This window comes from Halobellus sp. Atlit-38R, from assembly GCF_003665925.1.
Lineage (GTDB): Archaea > Halobacteriota > Halobacteria > Halobacteriales > Haloferacaceae > Haloquadratum > Haloquadratum inordinatus.
This window is the reverse complement of sequence record NZ_QXIJ01000010.1, coordinates 90,092-110,435: the sequence shown is the minus strand read 5'-3', so window position 1 is coordinate 110,435 and position 20,344 is coordinate 90,092. Positions and strand designations below refer to the sequence as shown.

Here is a 20,344-nt window from a genome sequence, read left to right as displayed (position 1 = left end):
TCGTGAGGAGGGCACGTCGATGCACGGAGTGGCTTTCGGCAACGAGACCTAAAGATGGCTCGGGAATCGGATTCGTCCATCGGAGTTCTCGGGCCGTGCGACCACGTGTTCCTACTCCGCACCGCGTCGGTCAGATACAGCCTCCGGGATAGGAGTTAATGTGCAGTACTCGTTTTTCGGAGCCACCGAAGACCTCGAAGCGACCCCGAAACCGGAGCCGTAAGCGGCGGGAAGATATCACCTGTGGGTGTCCTTGTACTCCGTGACGAGCGCCTGCATCGCCTCTCGCGCATCCCCGAACAGCATATACGTGTTGTCGTACGTGAACAGTGGATTCGGGATCCCAGCGTAGCCGGGGCTGAGGCTGCGCTTGTTCACGATTACCGTCTGAGCGTCCCAGACGTGGAGCACAGGCATACCCGCGATGGGACTCGACGTCTCCGAGAGGGCACTCGGATTCACCACGTCATTTGCGCCTGTAACGATGACGACGTCGGTCTGGGAGAACGTCGGGTTAACCGCTTCCAGTTCCGCCATCTGTTCGTACGGGACGTTCGCCTCAGCGAGGAGGACGTTCATATGTCCGGGCATCCGACCGGCCACCGGGTGGATGCCGAAGATCACTTCGACGTCGTTCGCCTCCAGAAGCGCCGCGAGTTCGGCGACGGCGTGCTGGGCCTGTCCGACAGCCATCCCGTAGCCGGGGACGATGACTACGCGTCGGGCGACGTCGAGCAACATCGCCACCTCCTCGGGTGAGGTCGACATCACGTTCCCCGTGTAGATATCCGCGACGTCGCCACTTGACCCATCGTCGCTGTACCCGCCGAAAAGGACGTTCGTGAGCGTCCGGTTCATCGATTCGCACATAATGAATGTGAGAATCAGACCGGAGGCGCCGACGAGTGTCCCGGCGACGATAAGGACGCTGTTGTCGAGCGCAAACCCGGTCGCAGCGGCTGCCAGCCCGGAGCAGGCGTTCAACAGCGCGATGACGACCGGCATATCCGCACCGCCGATGGGGACGACCAGCAGGATGCCCAGTATCGACGCGGCTGCGACCAGCACCCAGTACGATGGTACCCACGTTGCCGCCGAAAGCACGCTAATCTCAATCTGCGTGACGAGCGCCACGCCCGCAAGGACGGCGAGGACGAAGAAGGCGGCCTTGAGTGGATTCTCACCCGGGTAGTGGACGGGATCCTCGACGTATCCCTGGAGCTTCCCGGCAGCCACGAGACTGCCCCAGAACGTGACACCGCCGATGAGCCCGGTGGCGGCCGCTGCCGTCGCCGTCTCGACTGGGGCTACTGTCGGCCCCGACGGCCCAAAGAGGTCGATGAGTTCCGCGCCGGCCACGAGTGCGGAGGCGCCCCCGCCGAAGCCGTTGAACAGGCCGACGAGTTGGGGCATATCCGTCGTGTCGACAGTGACCGCGAGCCAGCTGCCGATCGCCGCGCCGACTAGAAGACCGGCGAACAGAACCACCGGTGAGAGGATCTCGAACCAGAGGACGGTGACACCGACTGCGACGACCATCCCGGCCGCCGAGAATATATTCCCCCGGCGTGCTGTCCGGGGGTGTGTCAGCTGTCGGAGCCCGTGGATGAACAGGACCGCAGCGGCGAGGTACGCGAGCGAGAGGGCCGCCGGCGGGAGCCCGGCTGCGATTCCCAGCACAGATCAGTCCTCCCGGCCTCGGAAGCGTCGGAGCATCCGGTGGCTCACCAGGTAGCCGCCGACGACGTTCGTCGTCGCCATCACGACGGCGAGAAAGCCCAACACCGTCGCGAGCGTCGACTGGCCAGCCCCCGCGACGACGACCGAGCCGATGAGCGTGATGCCGGAGATGGCATTCGTCCCCGAGATGAGCGGCGTATGCAGTGTGGCCGGGATCTTCGTGATCACCTCGTAGCCGACGAACGCGGCGAGGACGAACAGCGTCAGATTCTCGACGAACCCCATTCACCACCACTCCCGTGTGTCAGGCATCGGTTTCTCCGTCAATTGGCTCCTGGTCGGTGTCGTCACTGGCATCGATACTGTCTGTGTCAGCAGGACTCGACGGCGAGTTCGGTTCACTGCGACGGTGTGGGGAACGGACCGCGCCCTCGTGGGTGAGGAGCGTGGCGTCGATTATCTCGTCTGTCGTGTCGGTTGCGATAGTTCCCTCCCGGAGAACGTGATCCAAGAAGTTGGTGACGTTGTTCGCGAAGAGGCGACTGGCTGTCTGGGGGACGGCACTCGGGAGGTTCGTCGGCCCGAAGATAGTGACGTCACCGTATTCGACGGTCTCGTCGGGACGTGTCGGCTCGCAATTCCCTCCGCCTTCGGCCGCGAGGTCGACGACGACAGAACCAGGCGCCATCCCATCGAGCATCGCCTCGGTCACGAGCGTCGGGGCGGGCCGACCCGGGACCGCCGCCGAGGTGATGACGACGTCCGCCGCGCCGACCGCGCTAGTCATCGCTTCGCGTTGCTTCCGGTAGAACTCGGGGTCCTGTTCTCGGGCGTATCCGCCCGCAGTGGCAGAATCAGACGTTTCGAGATCAAGCGCTACGAAATCCGCCCCGAGACTCTCGACCTCCTCTTTGACGGCGGGTCTGATGTCGTAGGCTCGGACCCGAGCGCCGAGGCGTTTCGCGGTCGCGATCGCCTGCAACCCCGCGACACCCGCACCGACGACGAAAACCGAGGCGGGCGAGATAGTCCCCGCTGCAGTCATCTGCATCGGAAAGAGTTTTGGCACTTCGTTCGCCGCCATAACGGCGGCCTTGTACCCCCCGAGACTCGCCATCGACGTGAGCACGTCCATCGCTTGGGCCCGACCCGTCCGAGGGAGGAGTTCGAGCGCGAACAGCGTGATCTGTCTATCGGCGAGCGCTTCGAGTGTCGTGTCGTCGACGGCGTACGGCCCGAGCATCCCGATAACTGTCTGCCCTTCGCGGTACGGGTCCAGTTCGCCGTCGGGACGGCTACCGAGGCCACGAACCTGAAGGATGACCTCAGCACGATCGAACACCGCTGTCCGGTCGTCGAGCACTTCACAGCCGACCGCCGCGTACTCGTCGTCGCTCCAGTTGCTCCCCGCTCCGGCACCGTCGGCAACGAGGACCTCGATGCCACGATCGACGAGCTTGCGCGCAACCGGTGGAACGAGCGCGACGCGGGTCTCGCCCGCGACCGTCTCTCCCGGGACACCGACCTTCATCGACCGCAACCCGTGCGAGCGGCGGCTGCCGATCCGCGGCTCTGAGCTGAGTCACTCATCGCCAGCTCGTCCACCCGCCATCGACGACGAGGGATTCGCCGGTCACGTACCCTGCCAGGTCGCTCGCGAGGAAGACCGCCGCACCGGCGACATCTTCGGGCTGGCCGTACCGGCCGAGCGGGACCATTTGGGTGAACTGCTCGGCCCCCGCCGCCGCCGCTTCCGAATCGGTCGGTTCCCCACCGATCATCGTCTGGATAGCGCCGGGATGGATGGCGTTGACACGGATTCCGTGCTCGCCGAGTTCGTGCGCGAGTGAATACGTCAGCAACGTCAACCCGCCCTTGGACGTGGCGTACGTGGGCCAGTTTCCGTTCCCGAACAGCCCCGCAATACTCGAGATGTTGATGATGGAGCCACTTCCACGGTCGCGGAGCCGTGCTGCGGCGACCTGGGACCCAAAGTACGCCCCCTTCGTGTTGATATCCATCAGCTGCTGGTACTCCGCCTCAGTCACGTCAAGAAAATCCTCGGCGTGCCAAATACCGGCGTTGTTCACCCATATGTCGAGACCGCCGAACTCCGCGGCTGCATCAGCAGCGGCCTCGAGGTCGTCGGTGTTCGTGACGTCGCACTCCACGAACGTCGCGGCCGCGTCGGTCTCGTCTGCCAGCAGTTCGTGCGTCGGCGGCCCACTCTCTTTCGGGTCCTCACGAACGTCGGCGACCACGACCGCACTCGCGCCGTGTTCGGCGAACCCCCGTGCGATTCCACGCCCGATCCCAGAACTACCACCGGTGACCACCGCGGTCTTTCCATCGAGGAGTGTCATATCCGATTTGACCTCCGAGAATACTCGTGTCGGAATAGTATAATTATAGACGACGTAACCCTCCCTCAGAACCAGTTGTGAACTCGGAGGGACGGCACCACGCCAAGTGAGTGGCTCACGGAGACAAAAAGGAGGGCTTACCGACAAGCCAACGGTGTTCAGACGTGAGTACTGCTGGAAGGGAAAGTGGGGTGGTGTAAATAACCGGTTGTGCCTCTGACCCACCCGCAATTGAACCAATAGCGGGGATGGTTGTAAATCTATTGAACACTATTTCACAAATGGGTATATTCCCTGACTCTGGTCCACCCGTAGGATTATCGATCGGTTTTCGTACTCATCTCCGAGATGAGTAGCCACTATTCGGCGCGCGTGGGGCGATATCGCCGTCAGCGATCGAATAACTGAACTCCACGAGTAGCGACCGGCCGAACTATGCTCGTATAGGGGCATCCTATTGTAGCGTTTGCAACCGATTATACAACCGATCGTGCGACTACGTGCGGTTGGGTGAGCAAACGCTACTATAGAATGTCACCGCTACACGGATGAACGACGTATCCGAATGCGCGGACGGTGGCGACGACTCCCACGGTACGACGGACACCGCGCTGAGCTACGCAGGCGGACGTACGAAGCCGAAGGCGGGTGAATCGTCAGACTACGATGATCATTATAGTTATCCCTTCTTTGATGAAGATACCACCTTCATTATGCACTATGCAGATAGAATTCGACGGAACCACTGCTCGTAATAGCTTGCGAGCAATCTTGCGCTACCTGTTCGCCCTGTTTGCCTGGATATACAGCGGTTGCTCGTGGGTAGTGGGACAGACCAGAGACACAATTCGAGAGGGGGGACGCTGGGCTGGCTCAGTAACGGGCGCTCTGTGGGGCTACTTCAGCGCCGCTCTCGGAGCCGAGAGAACGAGACACGTGCTGGAACGCGCAACAAAAGGTCTCTTCGGGATTCGACAGGATATCTCGGTTGTGGCCCTCCTGAGTGCGCCCTTGCTTGCCTTTGGAACCGAGTGGTGGGTCGTGACCACCACCAGTTACCGGCAAATCGAGTCGATGGCCGTCGGCACCTGGACGGGGGCGAATCCGGAACCGCTCGTCTTCGTCAGCGTCGCCGCAATCGTCGCTGTTGCTACTCTGTTCACGGGCTTCAATTCGGGGTTGATTCCGGCCACTGTCCTCGCGATGGCACCGACATTCGGTATCGGGTTCGCGCGCTACGGGCTCACGGCGGAGTACTATGGCACAGTCGGAATCCCCGACGCGACAGCCATCGGTCTGATGATCGCTGTGGTGATCGGTCTCCCACTGGGAGTGACGGGGTTCTTGATCGGGACCGGACTTCGCCATATGTGGGGGTACTTCGAGATGCGATCGGGAACTGACGAGGCATCGAGGCAGGCGTAACGCTGAGCAGAACCCCACTACAACACACGCGGAATTATGACACGATCCCTTGGACGTAGATGTGTGCGTACGCGCTTGCCCACACGACTGAAAGCAGTTCACTGAGGCTCGATGAGATTATGTCTATAACGGGCGATACGAGTGCTAGTCTCGTACCGAACTCGGGGAAAACGGTTGGCAAATACAGGCTGAGTGCACTGCCAATAGCGATTACGGCGATGAGCAAGATTTTTCGACGGTAGTTCGTTGTGATGCGCCAACTCACCCAAAGTGATTCGATAGGCCCGTACTGGCCGATAACGCACGCCTCGGGCGCGAACCAGAATTTGAAGAGGAGAAAGAGAAACGGCACAGCAAAAATAATCCCACCGACTGCTGCGGCGACAGGGAAACTAACCATCTCCACCGGGGCCGGGATCACGCCGACCAGAAGGAAGAGGGGAAATGACACGAAGAACGGAACCGTCATCACGACGAATACGATGACAACGATGACGCCGACTAACGCCGGAGTTCGAACGATGCTTCGCCGTAGTCCCTCACGTACCGTGACAGACTCGCCGGTCAATTCTCCAGCAACGATCGTTCCCACGTAGGCGCGAATCGAAATGATAAACGCGAACGCCGTTACAGCCTCGATGACGCCGATTGCTGGCGTCGGAAGCACAGTGATACTGTCGGTCTCGAGAAGTCGGTTGGAGAAGATAATCACGCCAGCGAAGGCGAGGATCGACGGATAGGATCGAAACAGGCGAAGCGACCAAACGAGCGCGTCGAGGACGGTCCGATTGGTGGTGGTTGTCTCAATGTTGCGGCATTCGAGACAGCCACAGCCATCGACATCTTCTCGGGCTTTGATTGTCGGTGCCGCGCCACACGTGGTTGTGTCGTCACCGGTAGAAGTGCTTCGGCCCGCTGAATTGGTGTGTTCGCTCATTCCCCAGTGACGAATTGGGAGATGGATTCACCGGCTGCGAGCAGGACCGATGGAGGGCCAAGTAGCGACGCGAAGGCCTTGAACGCACGTTTGAGGCTCGGCCGGTCGTCCTCAGTGCCGAGGAAGAGGATCGTCGGATCCTCCGAAACGACGTACACACTCATCTCACAGCCTTTCTCAGAATAGCAGGTGTCGGTGACTTCGATTACTCCAGCTGCTTCGAGATTCTCCAAGTGATAGTGGACGTTCTGCACGCTCTGGCCGAGTTGGTCAGCGATCCGCGACGGAGTCGCCGGTGTCTCGTTGAGCAACCGGAATATTTCGTAGGCGGTTTCGGAGGACAACGCTTCGATCACGTCTCGTGTCGCGTCGTCGTCGAGGCTCAAGACTGAGGGGTTGTCACTTCGTTCGACGGCGGCGTTCGTTTGTGTCGGAAGGAGTCGTGACATAGTTGCTGTGGATTGAATTCTCGAGATCTGTTCTAATCAGCGGCCGCTTGATACCATCGTACGTAGTTGTTGTCGGATAGTCATATTTGTCGGTCGGTAATCATACTGACTCCGTGGAAACAGGTGATGCAGCGATCAATCGCAAGTAGTACGCCGTGTACACCGTATAGAAGTACGCGAAGCCAACCGCCGAGAGGACGATTCCGATCGGAAGGAGGACAGCTACCGGGATACCGGGGTCGATCGGTAATACGTCAGCAGGCCCGGCATCCGTCAACGTCAACTGGAGCAGGTACTCGGGGATGAAAAAGGCGTTCAACAGGATGACCCACACCAGCGAGAACCCGGCGACGCTTTTGAGGTTCGAGCGGACGAGCGAAACGCTCCTCCGGAACGCATCCGTGATGCTCTGGTCTTCGATGACAATCGCAACGTCGTAAAATTGCACGAACATAATGACGAGGAGGATGGACAACAGCCAGACGAGCAGCGAACCGACGCCTGCGGCGAAGGCGGCCATCTCGTGAATCGCGGCGAGTGCCAGAGTCCCGATACCGAGTATGAATCCGGCGAGGCCGAGCCCGATGGCGGTTCCGAGGACGAGAAGCACGAACACCACCGTTCCGAGTAGCAGCCGGAGGTAATGTGTCTGTGCTGCCGTCACAAACTGAGTGACCGATGTGTCTGTTCCTTCGATCGCAGCTCGGGCGGTGTCGATGAAGCCACCGAGAACGAATGGAAAGACGATTAACCACGCGAGCGATGCACCCGCAGAGACCAACGGTGAGTCGATCAGGTGCTCAACGTTCTGGAGTTGGCTCCCACCCCCGACGAGGAGGCCGGCGACGAGCAGGATCGGATTTGCTTGGAGGGCGGCGAATCCATCTTTGAATGCGGAGACCAGTACCATCGTGTCTACGACATACTGTTGTAACCTATTAGATCGAATGGAGTATCAAAACCAGATTTAAGCGATAATGGGGCCTGTATCGGCTATTTCGCGGGGTAGGGGATTATGACGTGTCGTGAAACGGTCCGCATCACGGACGTGGTAGTTCGAACAGACGAGAACGCCGCGTATGTCGCCAAGTGCTGCGAGTTCCTCGTCGATCCCTGGGGCATCGAGTGGGTCGATGACCCATACGCCACCGTCCGCGCCGACGACGGCGTGACTCGTCCGGTGACCGGTCTCGTTCGGATGTGCGAGCCACCCGATGCCGACGTCCCACCGATCGACTATCTCGTACTCCGAAGGGGATCGCCGGTCGTAAATCGGCATCGTCAGCTTTCGGGGAAGACCGTGTCGGGGTCCCGACTCTCGAACGGGCCGACGTGTTCACCCGTCGTCGCGTAGCGGTACAGCGCCGTCCGGACAACCGCAGCGGCCGTCTGCGAGCCCACGATTGCCGCGACGACGATTCCGCCACCGCCGACGAGCGCACCCACACCGACCACGCCATCGAGAACGAAGTATCCAACCACACCCAGGGCGACACCTGGCAGCGCAACGATCAGGAAGACGAAACTCACGCCGAGCGTGGCGGAGACGCTTTCGCCCCACGTGTCTCTGAAGAGCGACCCGCTCCGACGAAGTTGGCGACGCAGACTCCGTCGCTCGTCGAGGACGATGACCGGCACGATGAAGAACGTAAGCAGCGCCCACGCGACATCGAAGACCATCCGCGTCAGACTCCCGACCACGCCGAACTTCTCGTCGAGAATGTACAAAACCGTGCCGAGCGTCGCGGCGACGACTGCCCACAGGGCGATCTGCCGGCGAGCGCGCCACGCCGCAGCGAGGCCTTCCCGAACAGATGTGGGGTTCCCATCGAACAGTTGCGCTGCGCAGTGCACCACTGCGGCGTTGAAAAACGTCGCCACGCTCGAGGAGATCGCAATCGCACAGAACAGCACGCCGTACTTATAGAGGTCGTTGGTGAGCAGTGACCCGACGAGTCCCTGCTGGAAGACGATCGCTCCGAGGACGGCGAAGGCACTCCCGACCGCGAGAAGACTCAAGGCCGGAAGGACCAAGAGCGTCGGCCGCTGGGTGAAGATACGGAGACTGTCACGAGTGATATCGAAGCCGCGTTGGTATTTCGAGGTCATCCTGAACAGTCTCCGTTTGACTGGCCACGCGCAGATCGAGCACTATTGCGTGTCGAACGTGCTGTGACACCGCCAATCGCTCCGAGTGCAACACTCTCTGTGAGCGGTGCCAGGGTTTTTCGTCGTATGATGGAGGGCATACTACATTGATTCGGTCAATGTGCGTATAAAAATCCGGGAGGATGAAAACTGCATCTGAGCGATCGGCTCGTTCCTCGTTCGGGGGAATTTTCGCCCTCCTACGCTATGATGCGTGCTGCATACAGCGTGCATAGCTATCATGCCTGGTGAAGATACCCGAACAAAAGGATAGACAATCAACAATTCTTTGCCCCATCACTTTGGACTTCTCCTATGACGAGCAGTCGTGCCTTTGCCAACACGACCGTTGCATTGGGTATCGTCGCGCTCGCCCACGCGGCCATCACGTGGCCAGTCTCCGCAACGCTCGTACTGTTCGGAGGCGGAGCAGTAGTCGCGTTCGTCGCCGAGGCCCTCGTCATTACTCTCGGGTGGCTCGAACACCATATCGAACCGAAGGTTAGTGACGTTCCGCTCTATGTCCTGTTCGGCTGGACGGCAGTCATATATCTTGCACTCCGAATCGCACTTCTCGTAACCGATGGTTGGACGGCAGTCGTCGCAACCGGTGTCATCGCTACCACCTACGACATACTAACCGACCACCGTGGTGTCGAAGACGGCCACTGGACGTATACAGACGACCTCGCTGGGCCGCACTACCGTGGAGTCCCGTGGTGGAATTATACAGAATCGAGGAGAATACCTGACCCTTGAGTGGTCTGCGCTAGTTGTGAATATCCAATAGGGGTGCCAGCAGACGGCGAGTGAAGCAGTGCAGTAATCCAGTTTCAAGGGCTTCCATATCCAGCAAGAACGGTGTTTGCTCATATTCAGCAGTTACAGTGATCACTCTAGGGTCAGGATGAATCCGACAACTCCTCCACAACCCACCGTCGATAGCAGGGCCGGATATTCCCCCGTTCCCAATCCGAATATTTACAATAGAAGAGAGTATAAGTGATTATACAGGCTTTCAGAATGCTGGAAGTACACCGCACTCACCGAGCGAAAATCCTCAACCATTCACAGGTAGAGGAAATGCTCGATCGACACGGGTGGGACGCCAGCAAGCTCTGGAACGTCGCTAACTACCACTCCCGCCAAGTGTGGAAAGAAAACGGTGAGATTCCTGACCACGGCGACCTCAAAGACGAGTTGAAAGGTCACAACAAGTACAAAGGATTGCATTCGCAGTCCAGTCAGCGCGTTCTGGAAGAACTCGCTGAAGCCTTCAACTCGTGGTACGGAAAGAGGAAGTCTGATAACCGAGCGAATCCGCCCGGCTACCGCAAGAAAAACTACTACGACACAGAAGGCCGTCGAGTCCACGAAGAACACCCGCGTTCGACGGTAACGTGGAAACAGAATGGCATCAAACACGACACCAAGAACAACCGTGTCCGGCTCTCAAAGGGCGCGAACCACAAAGAACACCCGAAAGCGTGGGAATACATCCTTGTCGAGTACGAAACTCGCCCCGGCGTTGCCGTCGAGAACCTACAACAGGTTCGGGCCGTCTATGACAAGTCGAAGGAGCGGTGGGAACTGCACCTCGTCTGCAAAGACGAAATCGAGACGCCCGACGCTCCCGGCAACGAGACAGCGGGTGTTGACCTTGGTATCTGCAACTTCGCGGCGGTCGCGTACAGCACCGAGGAAGCCGACCTCTACCCCGGCAACCGCTTGAAACAAGACGGGTACTACTTCCCGAAAGAAATCGCCAAGTGCGATGATTCAGGTGGCGACGAAGCCACTCGTCTTCACAAGAAGTGGTCGGAGCGCCGGACCCACTTCTTCCACTCCTTGGCGAAACACATCGTAGAACGATGTGTTGAGCAGGAAGTTGGCCGCATCAACGTTGGGAACCTCGCTGGTGTCCGCGAAGACGACAACGGCGAGTCGAAGAATTGGGGCAAGCACGGCAACCTCGACCTGCACGGCTGGGCGTTCGACAGGTTCTCGAACACCCTCGAATACAAGGCGAAAGTCGAGGGAATCGAAGTCGTGGAAGTGGACGAGCGCGACACGAGCAAGACGTGTTGTGTCTGCGGTAGAAAAGACGACAGTCAACGTGTTGAACGCGGCCTGTACGTGTGTGAGGAACATAGTGACGCGTTCAATGCTGACGTGAATGGGGCGGAGAACATCCGTCTCAACATCAACGACAAAAGTAACTCCGAGTCTTCGGCCAGTTTGGACGAGGATAGGAGTACCGGCTGGTTGGCACAGCCCGGAGTCTACCTATATGACTTGTCCAGCGGATTCCAACCGCAGGCACAAGTGGTAGACTGCAAACCCTAATATCCCAATCCAGCGGTGCGGTTCCGTGGGATTCCCGCGTCTTCAGGCGCGGGAGGATGTCAACTCGGCTGGCTCCTCATCAGCTGTTTCACGGCGGCATTCACTATTCCCTTCCTGTAGTCTCCGGCCCGCATTATATCACTCTGACAACACGATACATACGCAGACGTAGCGGCAGAGTCAGAGCGAGAGGAAAAAAGGGCGCTCCGTGCGTGCTGTAACCGCTCTCCACCCTGACCGCAATCTGTGCAAACATATAAATTTCTGAGAGCTTCAACAGGGCGATCGAACACAAAGCGCTCGCCGTCGGAGCGTTGGTTTTGGAGTTCGGCGCCACATCTGCGCTGGCCTGACGGGCACTCGCCCGGTTGCAACCGACGGCGAAACGACCCTATTCGTGGCGAAGTGCGCGGTGGGAGTCGCTTACGCTCCGGATTCCGAATACAGGTAGAGCGCGCCCACAGCCACGACTAGTTCTGCCACCTTGGCGGCGACGGCCATCGGATTGAGGTCACCGCGCATATAGAAGGCCTCGACGCTGAAGCCTTGGAATCCGAACAGAGCGATGATGGTGAGCAGTGCATAGCCCGCGGCAACCAGATAGAGCGTTTGGTTCCAGTACCGGCTCAAATAGAGTGCAATACCCCCAAGGAATCCGAGCCCGTTCAAAATGAACAGGATTCCCATCATCTGACTGAATCCCATCACTTGGGGCCCTAACAGTAGGTGGACTACCCCAGTGACCAGTGCCGCGAGGATGGTCACGTATCCAATCGGGTGGGATGGAAGGCTGACGATCGGGCCGCCACTCGTCGATGATGATTTCGTCGCCATCACCAGGTATTGAATTCCGGTGATCTTACAATATAGCGGCCTCTCCCAGCCAGAGATAACCATCGGTAGATAAACATACTTCGATGAGTGATTCGCGAGGCTGGGCCGATTGTCCACGTCGACTGTACTTGTGAGAAGACAGTACCCACAAGCACCCCAACAACAGAGTCGCGTCAACTACCCCGCCCTACTCGCGCTGACGCGCTCGTTGAGGACGGGGACTCCGCGCTACCGCTTCAGTTGAATCCGACGACGATTGGCACTATCGAATCTTTGGAGATTGTCACCCAAACGAGAAGTGACCAGATCAAGAGTGCGAGCGGGATAGTCACGGGCGGTCTGGGTTCTTGCGGAGAGGGATTGGAGCGGACAACCCTCGGATCAGGGGTCCTGAAGCGTGGTCGCCACGTCAGCACTCACTGGCGCGACCGCCCGGCAGGTCTCGGCCGCGACGACGTAGTCGATAGCATCAAACGATACCGAATCGAGGGTGACTGACCCCGACTCCCGCTCTAACTGATCGTCTGTCCACCTGATCTCGTTGGCGTACCACGGGAGCATCGCGCGGACGAGTAGTTCACCGCGGTCGGCGGTGCGTGCCTGCTCGACGGCATCGACCGCGTCGGCCCGGAGCTGGGCGACGTCCGCAACACTCTCGACGGAGACGTCGTCGCCGCCGTCGATCCGCTCGCGCAGCGTGTTGAACGCTCGCGTGTTCACCAGTGCGTCGGCTGCGCCGAGAATGCTGCTCGCGAGGGTTTGGCCGTCGTCGGCTTCGAGCGCGTCATCTGCGTGGTATCTGGCCTCGGAACCCAAGCTGGCGAGCGCCCGCACGCCCGTCGTCTCGGCGACATCCCGGTCGACGAGTGCTGTCGGGTTGTCGACGTCTTCGGCCGGAAGCGACCCCATCCGCGCCCGGATCTGCTCTCGGAGTTCTGCACCGGCGGCCTCGAAACGCGAGCGCTGCTCCGCAGTCGCATCGAGACTCGTCTGAAAGCGATCGAAGACGTAGGAAGCGACCGCGACACTCGTCCGGGCCCGCTCGTGATCCTCAGCGAGGTCCGCCACGTCGAGCGCTGTGCCCTCATCCCGAGAGGTTCGTCGAGGTTCCGCGGAAACCCAGTTCCGTGCGGCCTGGATCTCTGTCTCGATCTCCTCGTGGACAACGACCGCGCGGACAGGATCGTCGCCGACGTACGACCACTGTGCGAGGACTTCGTCGATCGCGTCTTCGATAGCTGCGGCCTCCGCTTCGAGATCCGACAGCGTCAGGTCCTCGGCGATCGCTCGCCACGCCGCTCGGACCTGGTGTGCGTCGACACGCGCACTGTTCGCTCGCCCGAGACGGCCATATGGCGTCTCCGCCTCGCCGATCCGGTCGATCGAGTCGGTGGCGGACTCGTAGGTGTCGTTCAGTCGCGCTCGAATCACCCCGTTCGGGATCTCTTCGCGGTCGAACGGAGCCGGGACCGCCGCCAGGTCGGACTCTGCCATCGATCGCTGCTCGTCGACGAACGACGTCTCTATCTCGATCGGGAGCGTCTCCGGAACCGTCGGCGGGTGAGTGATCAGCAGAACTGTTGAACCCATTGATGGACGCTGGCCACGGCACGGAGATGCTGGGAGACTACGGTGAGATGTCGTGGTTCTCGTCGTTTGTCCCGGCTAGTTCAGAACTTATGCAGACCACTCCATCGGCGACGGCGTCGGCGAGCGCGTCGGCGGCGACGGTCCGCTCGCTCTCCCCTGGGAGGATTCCAGAACAGCCGGCAAGCGACGCCAACGTCCCGACGCCCGAGAGCGCGAGCAGTCGCCGTCGAGTGACGCCCGACTCACAGTGTTCGTGAGTCACGATCCGCTCTCCTCCCGGCGCTCACCATCGGGGCGGCGGCAGGCCCCGCCACCGCTACCCGAGCTGTGGCTGGTGATCTGGTCGGGGTCGAGCGCGACCGGCAGCCGGATCAGGTTCGTCACAGCGACGCGAGTGTCGGCCTCGCAGGCAACGTCGGCGTCGCGGAGGGTCCGCGCATAATCAGTCTCGATCTTCTCGTCGGTCCAGCGGACCCAGCAGAGTTGGTGTCGGTAGCACTCGCCGACGAGGTGGCGCTCGACGTAGACGGTCTCGGAGTCGAAGTTCGTCGCTTCGAGGAACCGCCTGGCCTCGTCGGCCCCGTCAACGTCGGCGAACGTGACTGCGTCGGCGCCGGCCCCGTTAGCGAGGACGTAGTGGGCCCAGTCGTCGATTTCCGTGTCGGGCGAGGGGGTTTCGTTCTCGGCCGCCGTCTCGCGCACGACGTTCGGTTCTGTAGCCGGTCCGCGGAGTGTGACGTGTGGGGGGCCGACGAGCGCGTCTTCAGGCGGTTCGGCGTCGGGTCCTGCACGCGAGGATGCGGACCCAGAGCCACTGCCGCTGCACCCGGCGAGGGCGGGCAAGCCCAGCGCGGCAACCGTCGAGGCGAGGACGCGCCGCCTCGTGGACCGCGGTGTGTTGGAGGGCATCGTTTCTGGGTCCCACCCGGGCAGTAAATAGCCGGCGAAGGGACAGAAGACTGTTTCAGAGTCCCGCGCTGTTTCCTCCACTCGGGGTGGTGGACGCCGCAGTACTCCCAGGACCGCGATCGCCGGTATCGTCGGCGACTTGCACGTACGCTGCGGCGATGATGCCGTAGACGAACGTGTACAGGATACCATTGATCAAGACGGAGGCGACGTCGCCGAGTGCGGGCGCGCCAGCGAGTTGGAAGACTGTCGGCACGACTCCAATGAGCATCCCGCTGACCGCGATGAGGAGGACGATCACGAACAGCCGAAGCCGATTCCCCTTTGCGAGCCCCCAGGAACGTTTCAGCGACCCGACGACGCCGCGGTCTTCGACGCCGACCGCGAAGATGAGAAACACGAAATGGGGAGCGAGGAACAGTCCCGGAAGGATCAGCAAGAAGAAGCCGATCATCGTTGCCACAGCGGAGACGACTCCGGCGACGAGCATCGTGAGACTCGCCCAGCCGATACGTCGGGTGTACAGCTCACTCGGGAACGAGGCGAGTTGCGCTTTCGGCCGTGTCAGTGCCCGCGAGAGCATCACGAAGTAGACAGCGCTGAACAGGAATGCGCCGATCAAAACCACACTGGCGACAGCAGTCGGGACCGGAAGCGACAGGCCAAGGGCGTCAGCCGCTGCCGGTGGGACTTGAGCGCCGAGCACCGTGTTGAGCGACGCCAAGAGTAGAAACTGCTGTACGAGCAACAGGACGAACAGGATGCCACCGGTTCGCGTCGTAACGCGATCGATACCGTCTGTGAACGCTCTCGATAGCTGGAGGGCCATCACTGGCGACTACAGCGAGGGTATTCAAAAGTCCTCGAATGACTCAAATCTCAATATTACCGTTTGTGGCACTCACTGAGTCGTCTTGGATCGCGGCACGCTGTTCAGCCGTCTTCACGCGTGGTCAGTACTCGCTGTCGTCGGTATCACGGCGTGCTGCCTGTTCAGCACGCTCACGATCCATCCTTTCGCGCTGGTCGTGTTCAGACCTGACGAGGGAGTAGAGAATGAACGCACCGAGGATACTGAGCAGGAAGAAAATGGCGAACACGAAGCCAGTGGTCATCATCCGAGGAAGACGTCGACGATGTCGCTCGTCCCAGAGGTCGTGTCTCGGTACAGCTCGGAGTAGCCGCAGTTCGTGCAGGAGACGACTTTAAAGCTGTTCGTCTGGATGTCGAACATCTTCGAGAGACCACCGCCGGTCGTCGAAATCGTGCCGACATCGGTCTCTGTGTGTCCGCACTTCGGACAACCACGATCAGTGTCGGGTTCCATACACGAACGATGGTTAACTGACTGTATCAAGTTTCGGATAGCTCAAACGTCCTTCTGAGTCACGGACAGACCGCTGTCCACTCTCGGGTAGTGTGGTGTCCATCAGGTGCAGTGAGGTGTGACATCGTCAGACGTGATCTCACCGAGTGTATGCTGGCGTGGCGTATGTCGGGAGAGCAACGCACATGCGTCTCCACCAGCAAGGAACGCTGATGACTGATCTCGCGTGTGCGAACGCCGGCTACAGACGACTGTTCGACTCCAGCGGACTCTCCTTCGGGGTCGGATTCCCGCTCACCGGCGAACGGACGGGAACTCCCGCTATCGAGGAGGAAGTCCGACTCGCAAGCCACGCCGAAGCGGTCGGATTCGACGGACTCTGGGCGCGGGACGTCCCGACGTACTGGCCGCGGTTCGGTGATGCCGGCGGCGCTTTCGACACGTGGCCGTTACTCTCGCACGTCGCTGCACACACGGACGACGTCGCACTCGGGACGTCGAGCATCGTCCTCCCCTTACGCCATCCGATCCACGTCGCGAAGTCCGCCGCAACCGTCGATCAACTGTCGGCGGGGAGACTTGTCCTCGGGGTTGCCTCCGGGGATCGTGATCCCGAGTATCCCGCATTCGATGTCGACCCCGATAATCGAGACGCGCTGGTTCGCGAACACGTCGACGCGCTCCGGGCGCTCTGGGGCGAGGAGTATCCGACGCTTGAGGGGTCGTGGGGGCGTATGGATGGTGACCTAGACGTCGTGCCGAAACCGACGAGCGAGACGCTGCCGCTACTCCCGACGGGATACGCCCGCCAATCTATCGAGTGGATCGCCGAGCACGGCGACGGCTGGCTGTTCTATCACCTCCCGGACGACACGCTCCAGAGTCACCTAGACGACTGGCGAGGGCTGGCCGGCGACAAACCGTTCGTGATCGCAGTTCGCGTCGCGCTCGCCGAGGATCCAGCGGCCGGCCCCGAACATCTCCATCTCGGTTACCGTGCCGGCGTCGAATGGTTCAGACAGTATTTCCGACGACTCGAAGCGTTCGGTCTCGATCACGTGATCGTCGGGTTGGAAGCCGAAAACCCACAGCAAGCGATGACGACGTTCGCAGACGAGATTATCGACGAACTCTAACCACCTGGAGGGATCGACACCGCGGGACACGGGGGAGATCCAGCCTCCCGGAGGAGCCTGAAATCAATCTTTGCCCGTGTACGCCAGCGAGGCGGCGGACTCGGCAGACAGAGACGAGATTTTCGCGACGCCGGCCAATAGCGAAAATTAAAACCCGCTATGGGTAGATTCCCGAATATGGAAGATATCAACGACAGTCCGATCGTCCGGAACGGAAACTCCCTCATCCTCGCGTACGATCACGGAACCGAACACGGGCCGGTGGACTTCGAGCCGATGCCGAAGAGCGCCGATCCCACCCACGTCTTCGACGTCGGGCGGCACGATGCAGTGACGGCGATCGCGCTGCAGAAAGGCAACGCGGAGTACTACCGATCCTGGGAGAAAGCAAACGGCATCGACGATGGCGCACCACTGCTCGTAAAGCTGAACGGCAACTCGAACCTGGCGGCACGTGACGACTACTACTCGCCAAAACAGTGCTCGGTGCGGTACGCTGTCGAAGAACTCGGCGCCGACGCGATCGGATACACGATGTACGCGGGCTCGACCCACGAAGACGAGATGTGGAAGGAGTTCCGCGACGTCCAGGAGGCAGCGCGAAAATACGGCATCCCCGTGGTTATGTGGAGTTACCCGCGTGGCAAGGGCATCCAGAACAGCGAGGAGTACAGCGGGCAGACGGATCCGAAAGTCGTCGCCTACGGCGCCCGCCTGGGCCTGGAACTCGGCGCCGACGTGGTCAAGTGTAAGTACCCGGGGACGCAGGACGGCTGGCAGCAGCTCGAAGACGTCGTGGGCGGGATGAAGACGGTGATGAGCGGTGGCTCGAAGCGCAGCGACGAGGCGTTCCTCGAAGACGTGTACTCGACGATCGAAGTCGGCGGAAACGGCCTCGCAGTCGGGCGAAACATCTTCCAGCGCGAAGACCCCGAAGGACTGTTGGACAAACTCGAAGCGGTCATCTTCGAAGACGAGAGCCCCGACGAACTCTAACGGCACTGTAGTGGTGGCGCCCTCTGCTGTGGGGGCTCAACCCGAAGTAGGATCCCAGTCGACTCGGACGGGTCACGACAGTAGGTACCAAGAAGTCCAGAGCACCCGAAGAAGCGGAGCCCCAGAACGGTACGACCCGTCATTTATTATACACGAACAACGTTCTCGACGATATGACGACGGATACGTCCCCCCTGAACGATGACCCGCCGGTGTGGCCGCTCGGCTTTCTCGGCTTCCTCTCCCTGATCGGGATCCGAGGAATCGAGCAGCACAATTCGCTGTTTTTGTTCTGGTTTGCCTTCGCTGGGTTCTTCTCGTTCTTCGGCTACCGATGGGAGAAACTGAAATACCTCGGACTGCTCGGCATCCCCGGATTTGGTGTCGCTGTGCTCGCGCTACTGGGCATTTTCTCGATCTGAGAAAGAGGACTTAGCGCCTCAATTCTAACACTCAAACGCGCGTTGCAATTACCAGTAGTATTTCCGCAGGCGACCGCCAAACTGGGCGTATGCCTCCTGTGACGCCACTCCTCCGACCGGGGCAGTTCTTCACCGAACGGGATCCCGACGCCGGGCACGCGCTGGTCCTCATACTGCTCCACCTGATCTCGGTCCCACTCGCGGTCTGGGGCGTCGGACAGGTCCTCAAAGCGCGGATCGACGGCACCGTGATGGTCGACAACCCGAACCGACCATCCGAGCAGTTCTGCGAGCACGCAGCAGCCTCGATGGACGTCGGGTGTGATGCGCCAGCGCAGATCGAACGAAACATCGACGCGATCCTCGCCGACGCCATCGGTCAGCTCATCGGTCCCGCGCTTCTCGGTGTGGGGATCGTACTCGTGCTTGTTGGAGGCGCACTTCACGTCGGCGCCTGGGCGTTCAACGGCGAGAATGGAGTCGGGACCTCCTTCGCCGTCGCGCTGTGGGGGCTGTTCCCGTCACTCGTCGGTCTGGTCGTCGGGGTGGCCGTCCTCTTCGTAATCCTCGACCCGCTCACGGTAACGACGGGCGACGATCCGGCGGTGATGGCCGAGTGGATCCGAACGGAGTTGGCACCGCTACTGACGTGGCAGCCGTTTTTCACCGGCGCGACGACGCTCTGGAGTGCGATCATCTGGCGGTCCGGGCTCGTACACAGCCAGGGGTTGGACAATGGGTCGGCGACGCTCACGGCCGGAACCATCGCAGTACTGTTTTGGATCCTCTCGCTCGTCTAGCGTATTATCCTCGCAGTCCGTAGTTCGGATGCGACCTCGACCAAATAGACCGCGCAGAAAACATTTACGGCGAACGGCCGAATCCACGGGTGATGCCCTCCAGACGCGCGTTTCTCGTGAGTCTGACAACCACCGGCCTCGTCGGCTGTGTCGGCAACACACCCAGTACGAGGACCGAGTCTTCGGCTGACACGGCTACGACGATGCCCGGCACGCCTGCTCGCCCCGCGATGACTATCGAAGCTGCGGCTGTCCAGTACGCGTACCGCCACATCGAAAACGTCGATTGGAACGCGATCCGGACAGCGGACGGCCAGTTCGTGTTCGTCACTGTGGACGCCCGTGAAGCGGATCCCGCCCCGGATCGAGACGCATTCACGCTTGTCACCGCTGACGAGAGCCACGACCCCGTAGACATCCAAGAGCGCTATCCGGTCGGCCTCGACGTGCCCGGCGAACCGTACCCATCCGAACAAAGGGGTGGCGAATCTCGGGGGTGGCTCGTATTCGCAACCCCGGCCCAACTCGACACAGCGCCGTCGCTCCGAGTGGAACGCGGTACCGGCTCCTGGGAGTGGAGACTCGACACAGAGAAGGCGACGACGCCGCCACCGGCGTGGGAGTGGACTGCGAGCGCCCCCGACACAGTTGCGCCTGAGAAAACCTTCGACATTACGGTGTCCGCCGAGAACGTGGGCGATGGCCCCGGGACGTTCCGCGGCGCGGTGAACTTCTCATACCCTCTGTACCAGCCGAAAGGGTTCGATATCGTACTCGATCCGATGGAGTCTGGGGAGGGAACAGTCTCGGCGACCAGCAAAAACGCCGATCCGGGGAGAGAACTGAACTACGGCGTTCGGACTCCGGCCGGGGAGTCAGAAGTGAGCGTCACCGTCGAGGCTGACTCGAGCGTGACCCAGAACACAAGCTAACGCACCACCGTCCCTGACATTGGTCGATTTCGCTACTAGCCCGGGCTTCT

General features: G+C 60.6%; 24 protein-coding genes. 8 read left to right on the top strand and 16 right to left on the bottom strand.

All coding sequences use genetic code 11. From position 1 onward, the window contains the following. Positions 1-237: 237 nt before the first annotated feature. Genes D3D02_RS13745 through D3D02_RS13730 form a run of 4 tightly spaced genes read right to left on the bottom strand, consistent with a single transcriptional unit; the run spans position 238 to position 4,043 of the window. Entirely contained in the window at positions 238-1,680 is a 1,443-nt protein-coding gene (locus D3D02_RS13745; protein WP_199723100.1) for an NAD(P)(+) transhydrogenase (Re/Si-specific) subunit beta, read from the bottom strand. A gap of 3 nt (positions 1,681-1,683) precedes the next feature. Further along, positions 1,684-1,965: an NAD(P) transhydrogenase subunit alpha gene (locus D3D02_RS13740; RefSeq protein WP_121570560.1), complete on the bottom strand. Its 282-nt coding sequence runs from the start codon at positions 1,963-1,965 to the stop codon at positions 1,684-1,686. 19 nt (positions 1,966-1,984) lie between these two features. After that, complete coding sequence (locus tag D3D02_RS13735; RefSeq protein ID WP_121570559.1) at positions 1,985-3,211, bottom strand: NAD(P) transhydrogenase subunit alpha; 1,227 nt, start codon at positions 3,209-3,211, stop codon at positions 1,985-1,987. 55 nt (positions 3,212-3,266) lie between these two features. After that, positions 3,267-4,043, bottom strand: coding sequence for a glucose 1-dehydrogenase (locus tag D3D02_RS13730; RefSeq protein ID WP_121570558.1), 777 nt, complete (start codon positions 4,041-4,043; stop codon positions 3,267-3,269). A 1,041-nt stretch (positions 4,044-5,084) separates the two neighbouring features. Between D3D02_RS13730 and D3D02_RS20325 the strand changes: the two genes are divergently transcribed. Next, positions 5,085-5,468 (top strand): hypothetical protein, encoded by a 384-nt coding sequence (locus tag D3D02_RS20325; protein ID WP_147435622.1) that lies wholly within the window; start codon positions 5,085-5,087, stop codon positions 5,466-5,468. 34 nt (positions 5,469-5,502) lie between these two features. On the opposite strand, the gene D3D02_RS13720 is transcribed toward D3D02_RS20325, so the two are convergent. The 5 genes from D3D02_RS13720 to D3D02_RS13700 form a co-directional block, all read right to left on the bottom strand. Beyond that, the gene (locus D3D02_RS13720) at positions 5,503-6,405 is read right to left on the bottom strand and encodes a hypothetical protein (protein ID WP_233560659.1); all 903 of its coding nucleotides are present in this window, start codon (positions 6,403-6,405) and stop codon (positions 5,503-5,505) included. Continuing rightward, the gene (locus D3D02_RS13715) at positions 6,402-6,854 is read right to left on the bottom strand and encodes a helix-turn-helix domain-containing protein (RefSeq protein WP_121570555.1); all 453 of its coding nucleotides are present in this window, start codon (positions 6,852-6,854) and stop codon (positions 6,402-6,404) included. Before D3D02_RS13715 ends, D3D02_RS13720 begins: the two co-directional genes overlap by 4 nt. Before the next feature lie 100 nt (positions 6,855-6,954). Continuing rightward, on the bottom strand, positions 6,955-7,764 hold the full coding sequence (locus D3D02_RS13710; protein WP_121570554.1) for a hypothetical protein: 810 nt from the start codon (positions 7,762-7,764) through the stop codon (positions 6,955-6,957). Positions 7,765-7,821: 57 nt separating this feature from the next. Further along, on the bottom strand, positions 7,822-8,133 hold the full coding sequence (locus tag D3D02_RS13705; protein ID WP_121570553.1) for a hypothetical protein: 312 nt from the start codon (positions 8,131-8,133) through the stop codon (positions 7,822-7,824). 2 nt (positions 8,134-8,135) lie between these two features. After that, positions 8,136-8,963: a DUF6159 family protein gene (locus tag D3D02_RS13700; protein ID WP_121570552.1), complete on the bottom strand. Its 828-nt coding sequence runs from the start codon at positions 8,961-8,963 to the stop codon at positions 8,136-8,138. 354 nt (positions 8,964-9,317) lie between these two features. Here D3D02_RS13700 and D3D02_RS13695 point away from each other — a divergent pair, with 354 nt between their 5' ends. Both D3D02_RS13695 and D3D02_RS13690 read left to right on the top strand, forming a co-directional pair. Next, complete coding sequence (locus D3D02_RS13695) at positions 9,318-9,761, top strand: carotenoid biosynthesis protein (protein ID WP_121570551.1); 444 nt, start codon at positions 9,318-9,320, stop codon at positions 9,759-9,761. 264 nt (positions 9,762-10,025) lie between these two features. Then, positions 10,026-11,348 carry an RNA-guided endonuclease TnpB family protein gene (locus tag D3D02_RS13690; RefSeq protein ID WP_121570550.1) on the top strand — a complete coding sequence of 441 codons (1,323 nt, stop codon included), beginning with the start codon at positions 10,026-10,028 and terminating at the stop codon, positions 11,346-11,348. A gap of 423 nt (positions 11,349-11,771) precedes the next feature. On the opposite strand, the gene D3D02_RS13685 is transcribed toward D3D02_RS13690, so the two are convergent. The 7 genes from D3D02_RS13685 to D3D02_RS13660 all read right to left on the bottom strand — a co-directional run bounded on the left by D3D02_RS13685 (position 11,772) and on the right by D3D02_RS13660 (position 16,008). Further along, positions 11,772-12,182 carry a hypothetical protein gene (locus D3D02_RS13685; protein ID WP_121570577.1) on the bottom strand — a complete coding sequence of 137 codons (411 nt, stop codon included), beginning with the start codon at positions 12,180-12,182 and terminating at the stop codon, positions 11,772-11,774. Between the two features lie 381 nt (positions 12,183-12,563). Beyond that, positions 12,564-13,772 (bottom strand): hypothetical protein, encoded by a 1,209-nt coding sequence (locus D3D02_RS13680; RefSeq protein WP_121570549.1) that lies wholly within the window; start codon positions 13,770-13,772, stop codon positions 12,564-12,566. 37 nt (positions 13,773-13,809) lie between these two features. Beyond that, a complete protein-coding gene (locus D3D02_RS13675) occupies positions 13,810-14,034 on the bottom strand; it encodes a hypothetical protein (RefSeq protein ID WP_121570548.1) in 225 nt (74 codons plus the stop codon). After that, complete coding sequence (locus D3D02_RS13670; RefSeq protein ID WP_147435621.1) at positions 14,031-14,681, bottom strand: hypothetical protein; 651 nt, start codon at positions 14,679-14,681, stop codon at positions 14,031-14,033. The genes D3D02_RS13675 and D3D02_RS13670 overlap by 4 nt, the downstream gene beginning before the upstream one ends. Positions 14,682-14,736: 55 nt before the next feature. Beyond that, positions 14,737-15,510: a hypothetical protein gene (locus D3D02_RS13665; RefSeq protein ID WP_121570546.1), complete on the bottom strand. Its 774-nt coding sequence runs from the start codon at positions 15,508-15,510 to the stop codon at positions 14,737-14,739. Between the two features lie 124 nt (positions 15,511-15,634). Continuing rightward, positions 15,635-15,796: a hypothetical protein gene (locus D3D02_RS20955; protein WP_199723099.1), complete on the bottom strand. Its 162-nt coding sequence runs from the start codon at positions 15,794-15,796 to the stop codon at positions 15,635-15,637. After that, positions 15,796-16,008, bottom strand: coding sequence for a zinc ribbon domain-containing protein (locus D3D02_RS13660; RefSeq protein ID WP_121570545.1), 213 nt, complete (start codon positions 16,006-16,008; stop codon positions 15,796-15,798). Before D3D02_RS13660 ends, D3D02_RS20955 begins: the two co-directional genes overlap by 1 nt. A gap of 212 nt (positions 16,009-16,220) precedes the next feature. Between D3D02_RS13660 and D3D02_RS13655 the strand changes: the two genes are divergently transcribed. From D3D02_RS13655 to D3D02_RS13635, 5 genes are all read left to right on the top strand, one after another. Continuing rightward, positions 16,221-17,144, top strand: coding sequence for an LLM class oxidoreductase (locus D3D02_RS13655; RefSeq protein ID WP_121570576.1), 924 nt, complete (start codon positions 16,221-16,223; stop codon positions 17,142-17,144). Positions 17,145-17,321: 177 nt separating this feature from the next. Next, positions 17,322-18,140, top strand: a complete 819-nt coding sequence (locus D3D02_RS13650) for a class I fructose-bisphosphate aldolase (RefSeq protein ID WP_121570544.1) — start codon at positions 17,322-17,324, stop codon at positions 18,138-18,140. A gap of 173 nt (positions 18,141-18,313) precedes the next feature. After that, entirely contained in the window at positions 18,314-18,562 is a 249-nt protein-coding gene (locus tag D3D02_RS13645; RefSeq protein ID WP_121570543.1) for a hypothetical protein, read from the top strand. Positions 18,563-18,651: 89 nt separating this feature from the next. Then, positions 18,652-19,362 carry a YIP1 family protein gene (locus tag D3D02_RS13640; RefSeq protein WP_121570542.1) on the top strand — a complete coding sequence of 237 codons (711 nt, stop codon included), beginning with the start codon at positions 18,652-18,654 and terminating at the stop codon, positions 19,360-19,362. A 92-nt stretch (positions 19,363-19,454) separates the two neighbouring features. Beyond that, positions 19,455-20,294: a hypothetical protein gene (locus D3D02_RS13635; protein ID WP_147435620.1), complete on the top strand. Its 840-nt coding sequence runs from the start codon at positions 19,455-19,457 to the stop codon at positions 20,292-20,294. Positions 20,295-20,344 lie beyond the last annotated feature (50 nt).

Coding starts and splice junctions, on each gene's coding strand:
- D3D02_RS13740 (WP_121570560.1), bottom strand. CDS start 1,965: ATGGGGTTCGTCGAGAATCTGACGCTGTTCGTCCTCGCCGCGTTCGTC.
- D3D02_RS13735 (WP_121570559.1), bottom strand. CDS start 3,211: ATGAAGGTCGGTGTCCCGGGAGAGACGGTCGCGGGCGAGACCCGCGTC.
- D3D02_RS13730 (WP_121570558.1), bottom strand. CDS start 4,043: ATGACACTCCTCGATGGAAAGACCGCGGTGGTCACCGGTGGTAGTTCT.
- D3D02_RS13720 (WP_233560659.1), bottom strand. CDS start 6,405: ATGAGCGAACACACCAATTCAGCGGGCCGAAGCACTTCTACCGGTGAC.
- D3D02_RS13715 (WP_121570555.1), bottom strand. CDS start 6,854: ATGTCACGACTCCTTCCGACACAAACGAACGCCGCCGTCGAACGAAGT.
- D3D02_RS13710 (WP_121570554.1), bottom strand. CDS start 7,764: ATGGTACTGGTCTCCGCATTCAAAGATGGATTCGCCGCCCTCCAAGCA.
- D3D02_RS13705 (WP_121570553.1), bottom strand. CDS start 8,133: ATGCCGATTTACGACCGGCGATCCCCTTCGGAGTACGAGATAGTCGAT.
- D3D02_RS13700 (WP_121570552.1), bottom strand. CDS start 8,963: ATGACCTCGAAATACCAACGCGGCTTCGATATCACTCGTGACAGTCTC.
- D3D02_RS13695 (WP_121570551.1), top strand. CDS start 9,318: ATGACGAGCAGTCGTGCCTTTGCCAACACGACCGTTGCATTGGGTATC.
- D3D02_RS13690 (WP_121570550.1), top strand. CDS start 10,026: ATGCTGGAAGTACACCGCACTCACCGAGCGAAAATCCTCAACCATTCA.
- D3D02_RS13685 (WP_121570577.1), bottom strand. CDS start 12,182: ATGGCGACGAAATCATCATCGACGAGTGGCGGCCCGATCGTCAGCCTT.
- D3D02_RS13680 (WP_121570549.1), bottom strand. CDS start 13,772: ATGGGTTCAACAGTTCTGCTGATCACTCACCCGCCGACGGTTCCGGAG.
- D3D02_RS13670 (WP_147435621.1), bottom strand. CDS start 14,681: ATGCCCTCCAACACACCGCGGTCCACGAGGCGGCGCGTCCTCGCCTCG.
- D3D02_RS13665 (WP_121570546.1), bottom strand. CDS start 15,510: ATGGCCCTCCAGCTATCGAGAGCGTTCACAGACGGTATCGATCGCGTT.
- D3D02_RS20955 (WP_199723099.1), bottom strand. CDS start 15,796: ATGACCACTGGCTTCGTGTTCGCCATTTTCTTCCTGCTCAGTATCCTC.
- D3D02_RS13660 (WP_121570545.1), bottom strand. CDS start 16,008: ATGGAACCCGACACTGATCGTGGTTGTCCGAAGTGCGGACACACAGAG.
- D3D02_RS13655 (WP_121570576.1), top strand. CDS start 16,221: ATGACTGATCTCGCGTGTGCGAACGCCGGCTACAGACGACTGTTCGAC.
- D3D02_RS13650 (WP_121570544.1), top strand. CDS start 17,322: ATGGAAGATATCAACGACAGTCCGATCGTCCGGAACGGAAACTCCCTC.
- D3D02_RS13645 (WP_121570543.1), top strand. CDS start 18,314: ATGACGACGGATACGTCCCCCCTGAACGATGACCCGCCGGTGTGGCCG.
- D3D02_RS13640 (WP_121570542.1), top strand. CDS start 18,652: ATGCCTCCTGTGACGCCACTCCTCCGACCGGGGCAGTTCTTCACCGAA.
- D3D02_RS13635 (WP_147435620.1), top strand. CDS start 19,455: ATGCCCTCCAGACGCGCGTTTCTCGTGAGTCTGACAACCACCGGCCTC.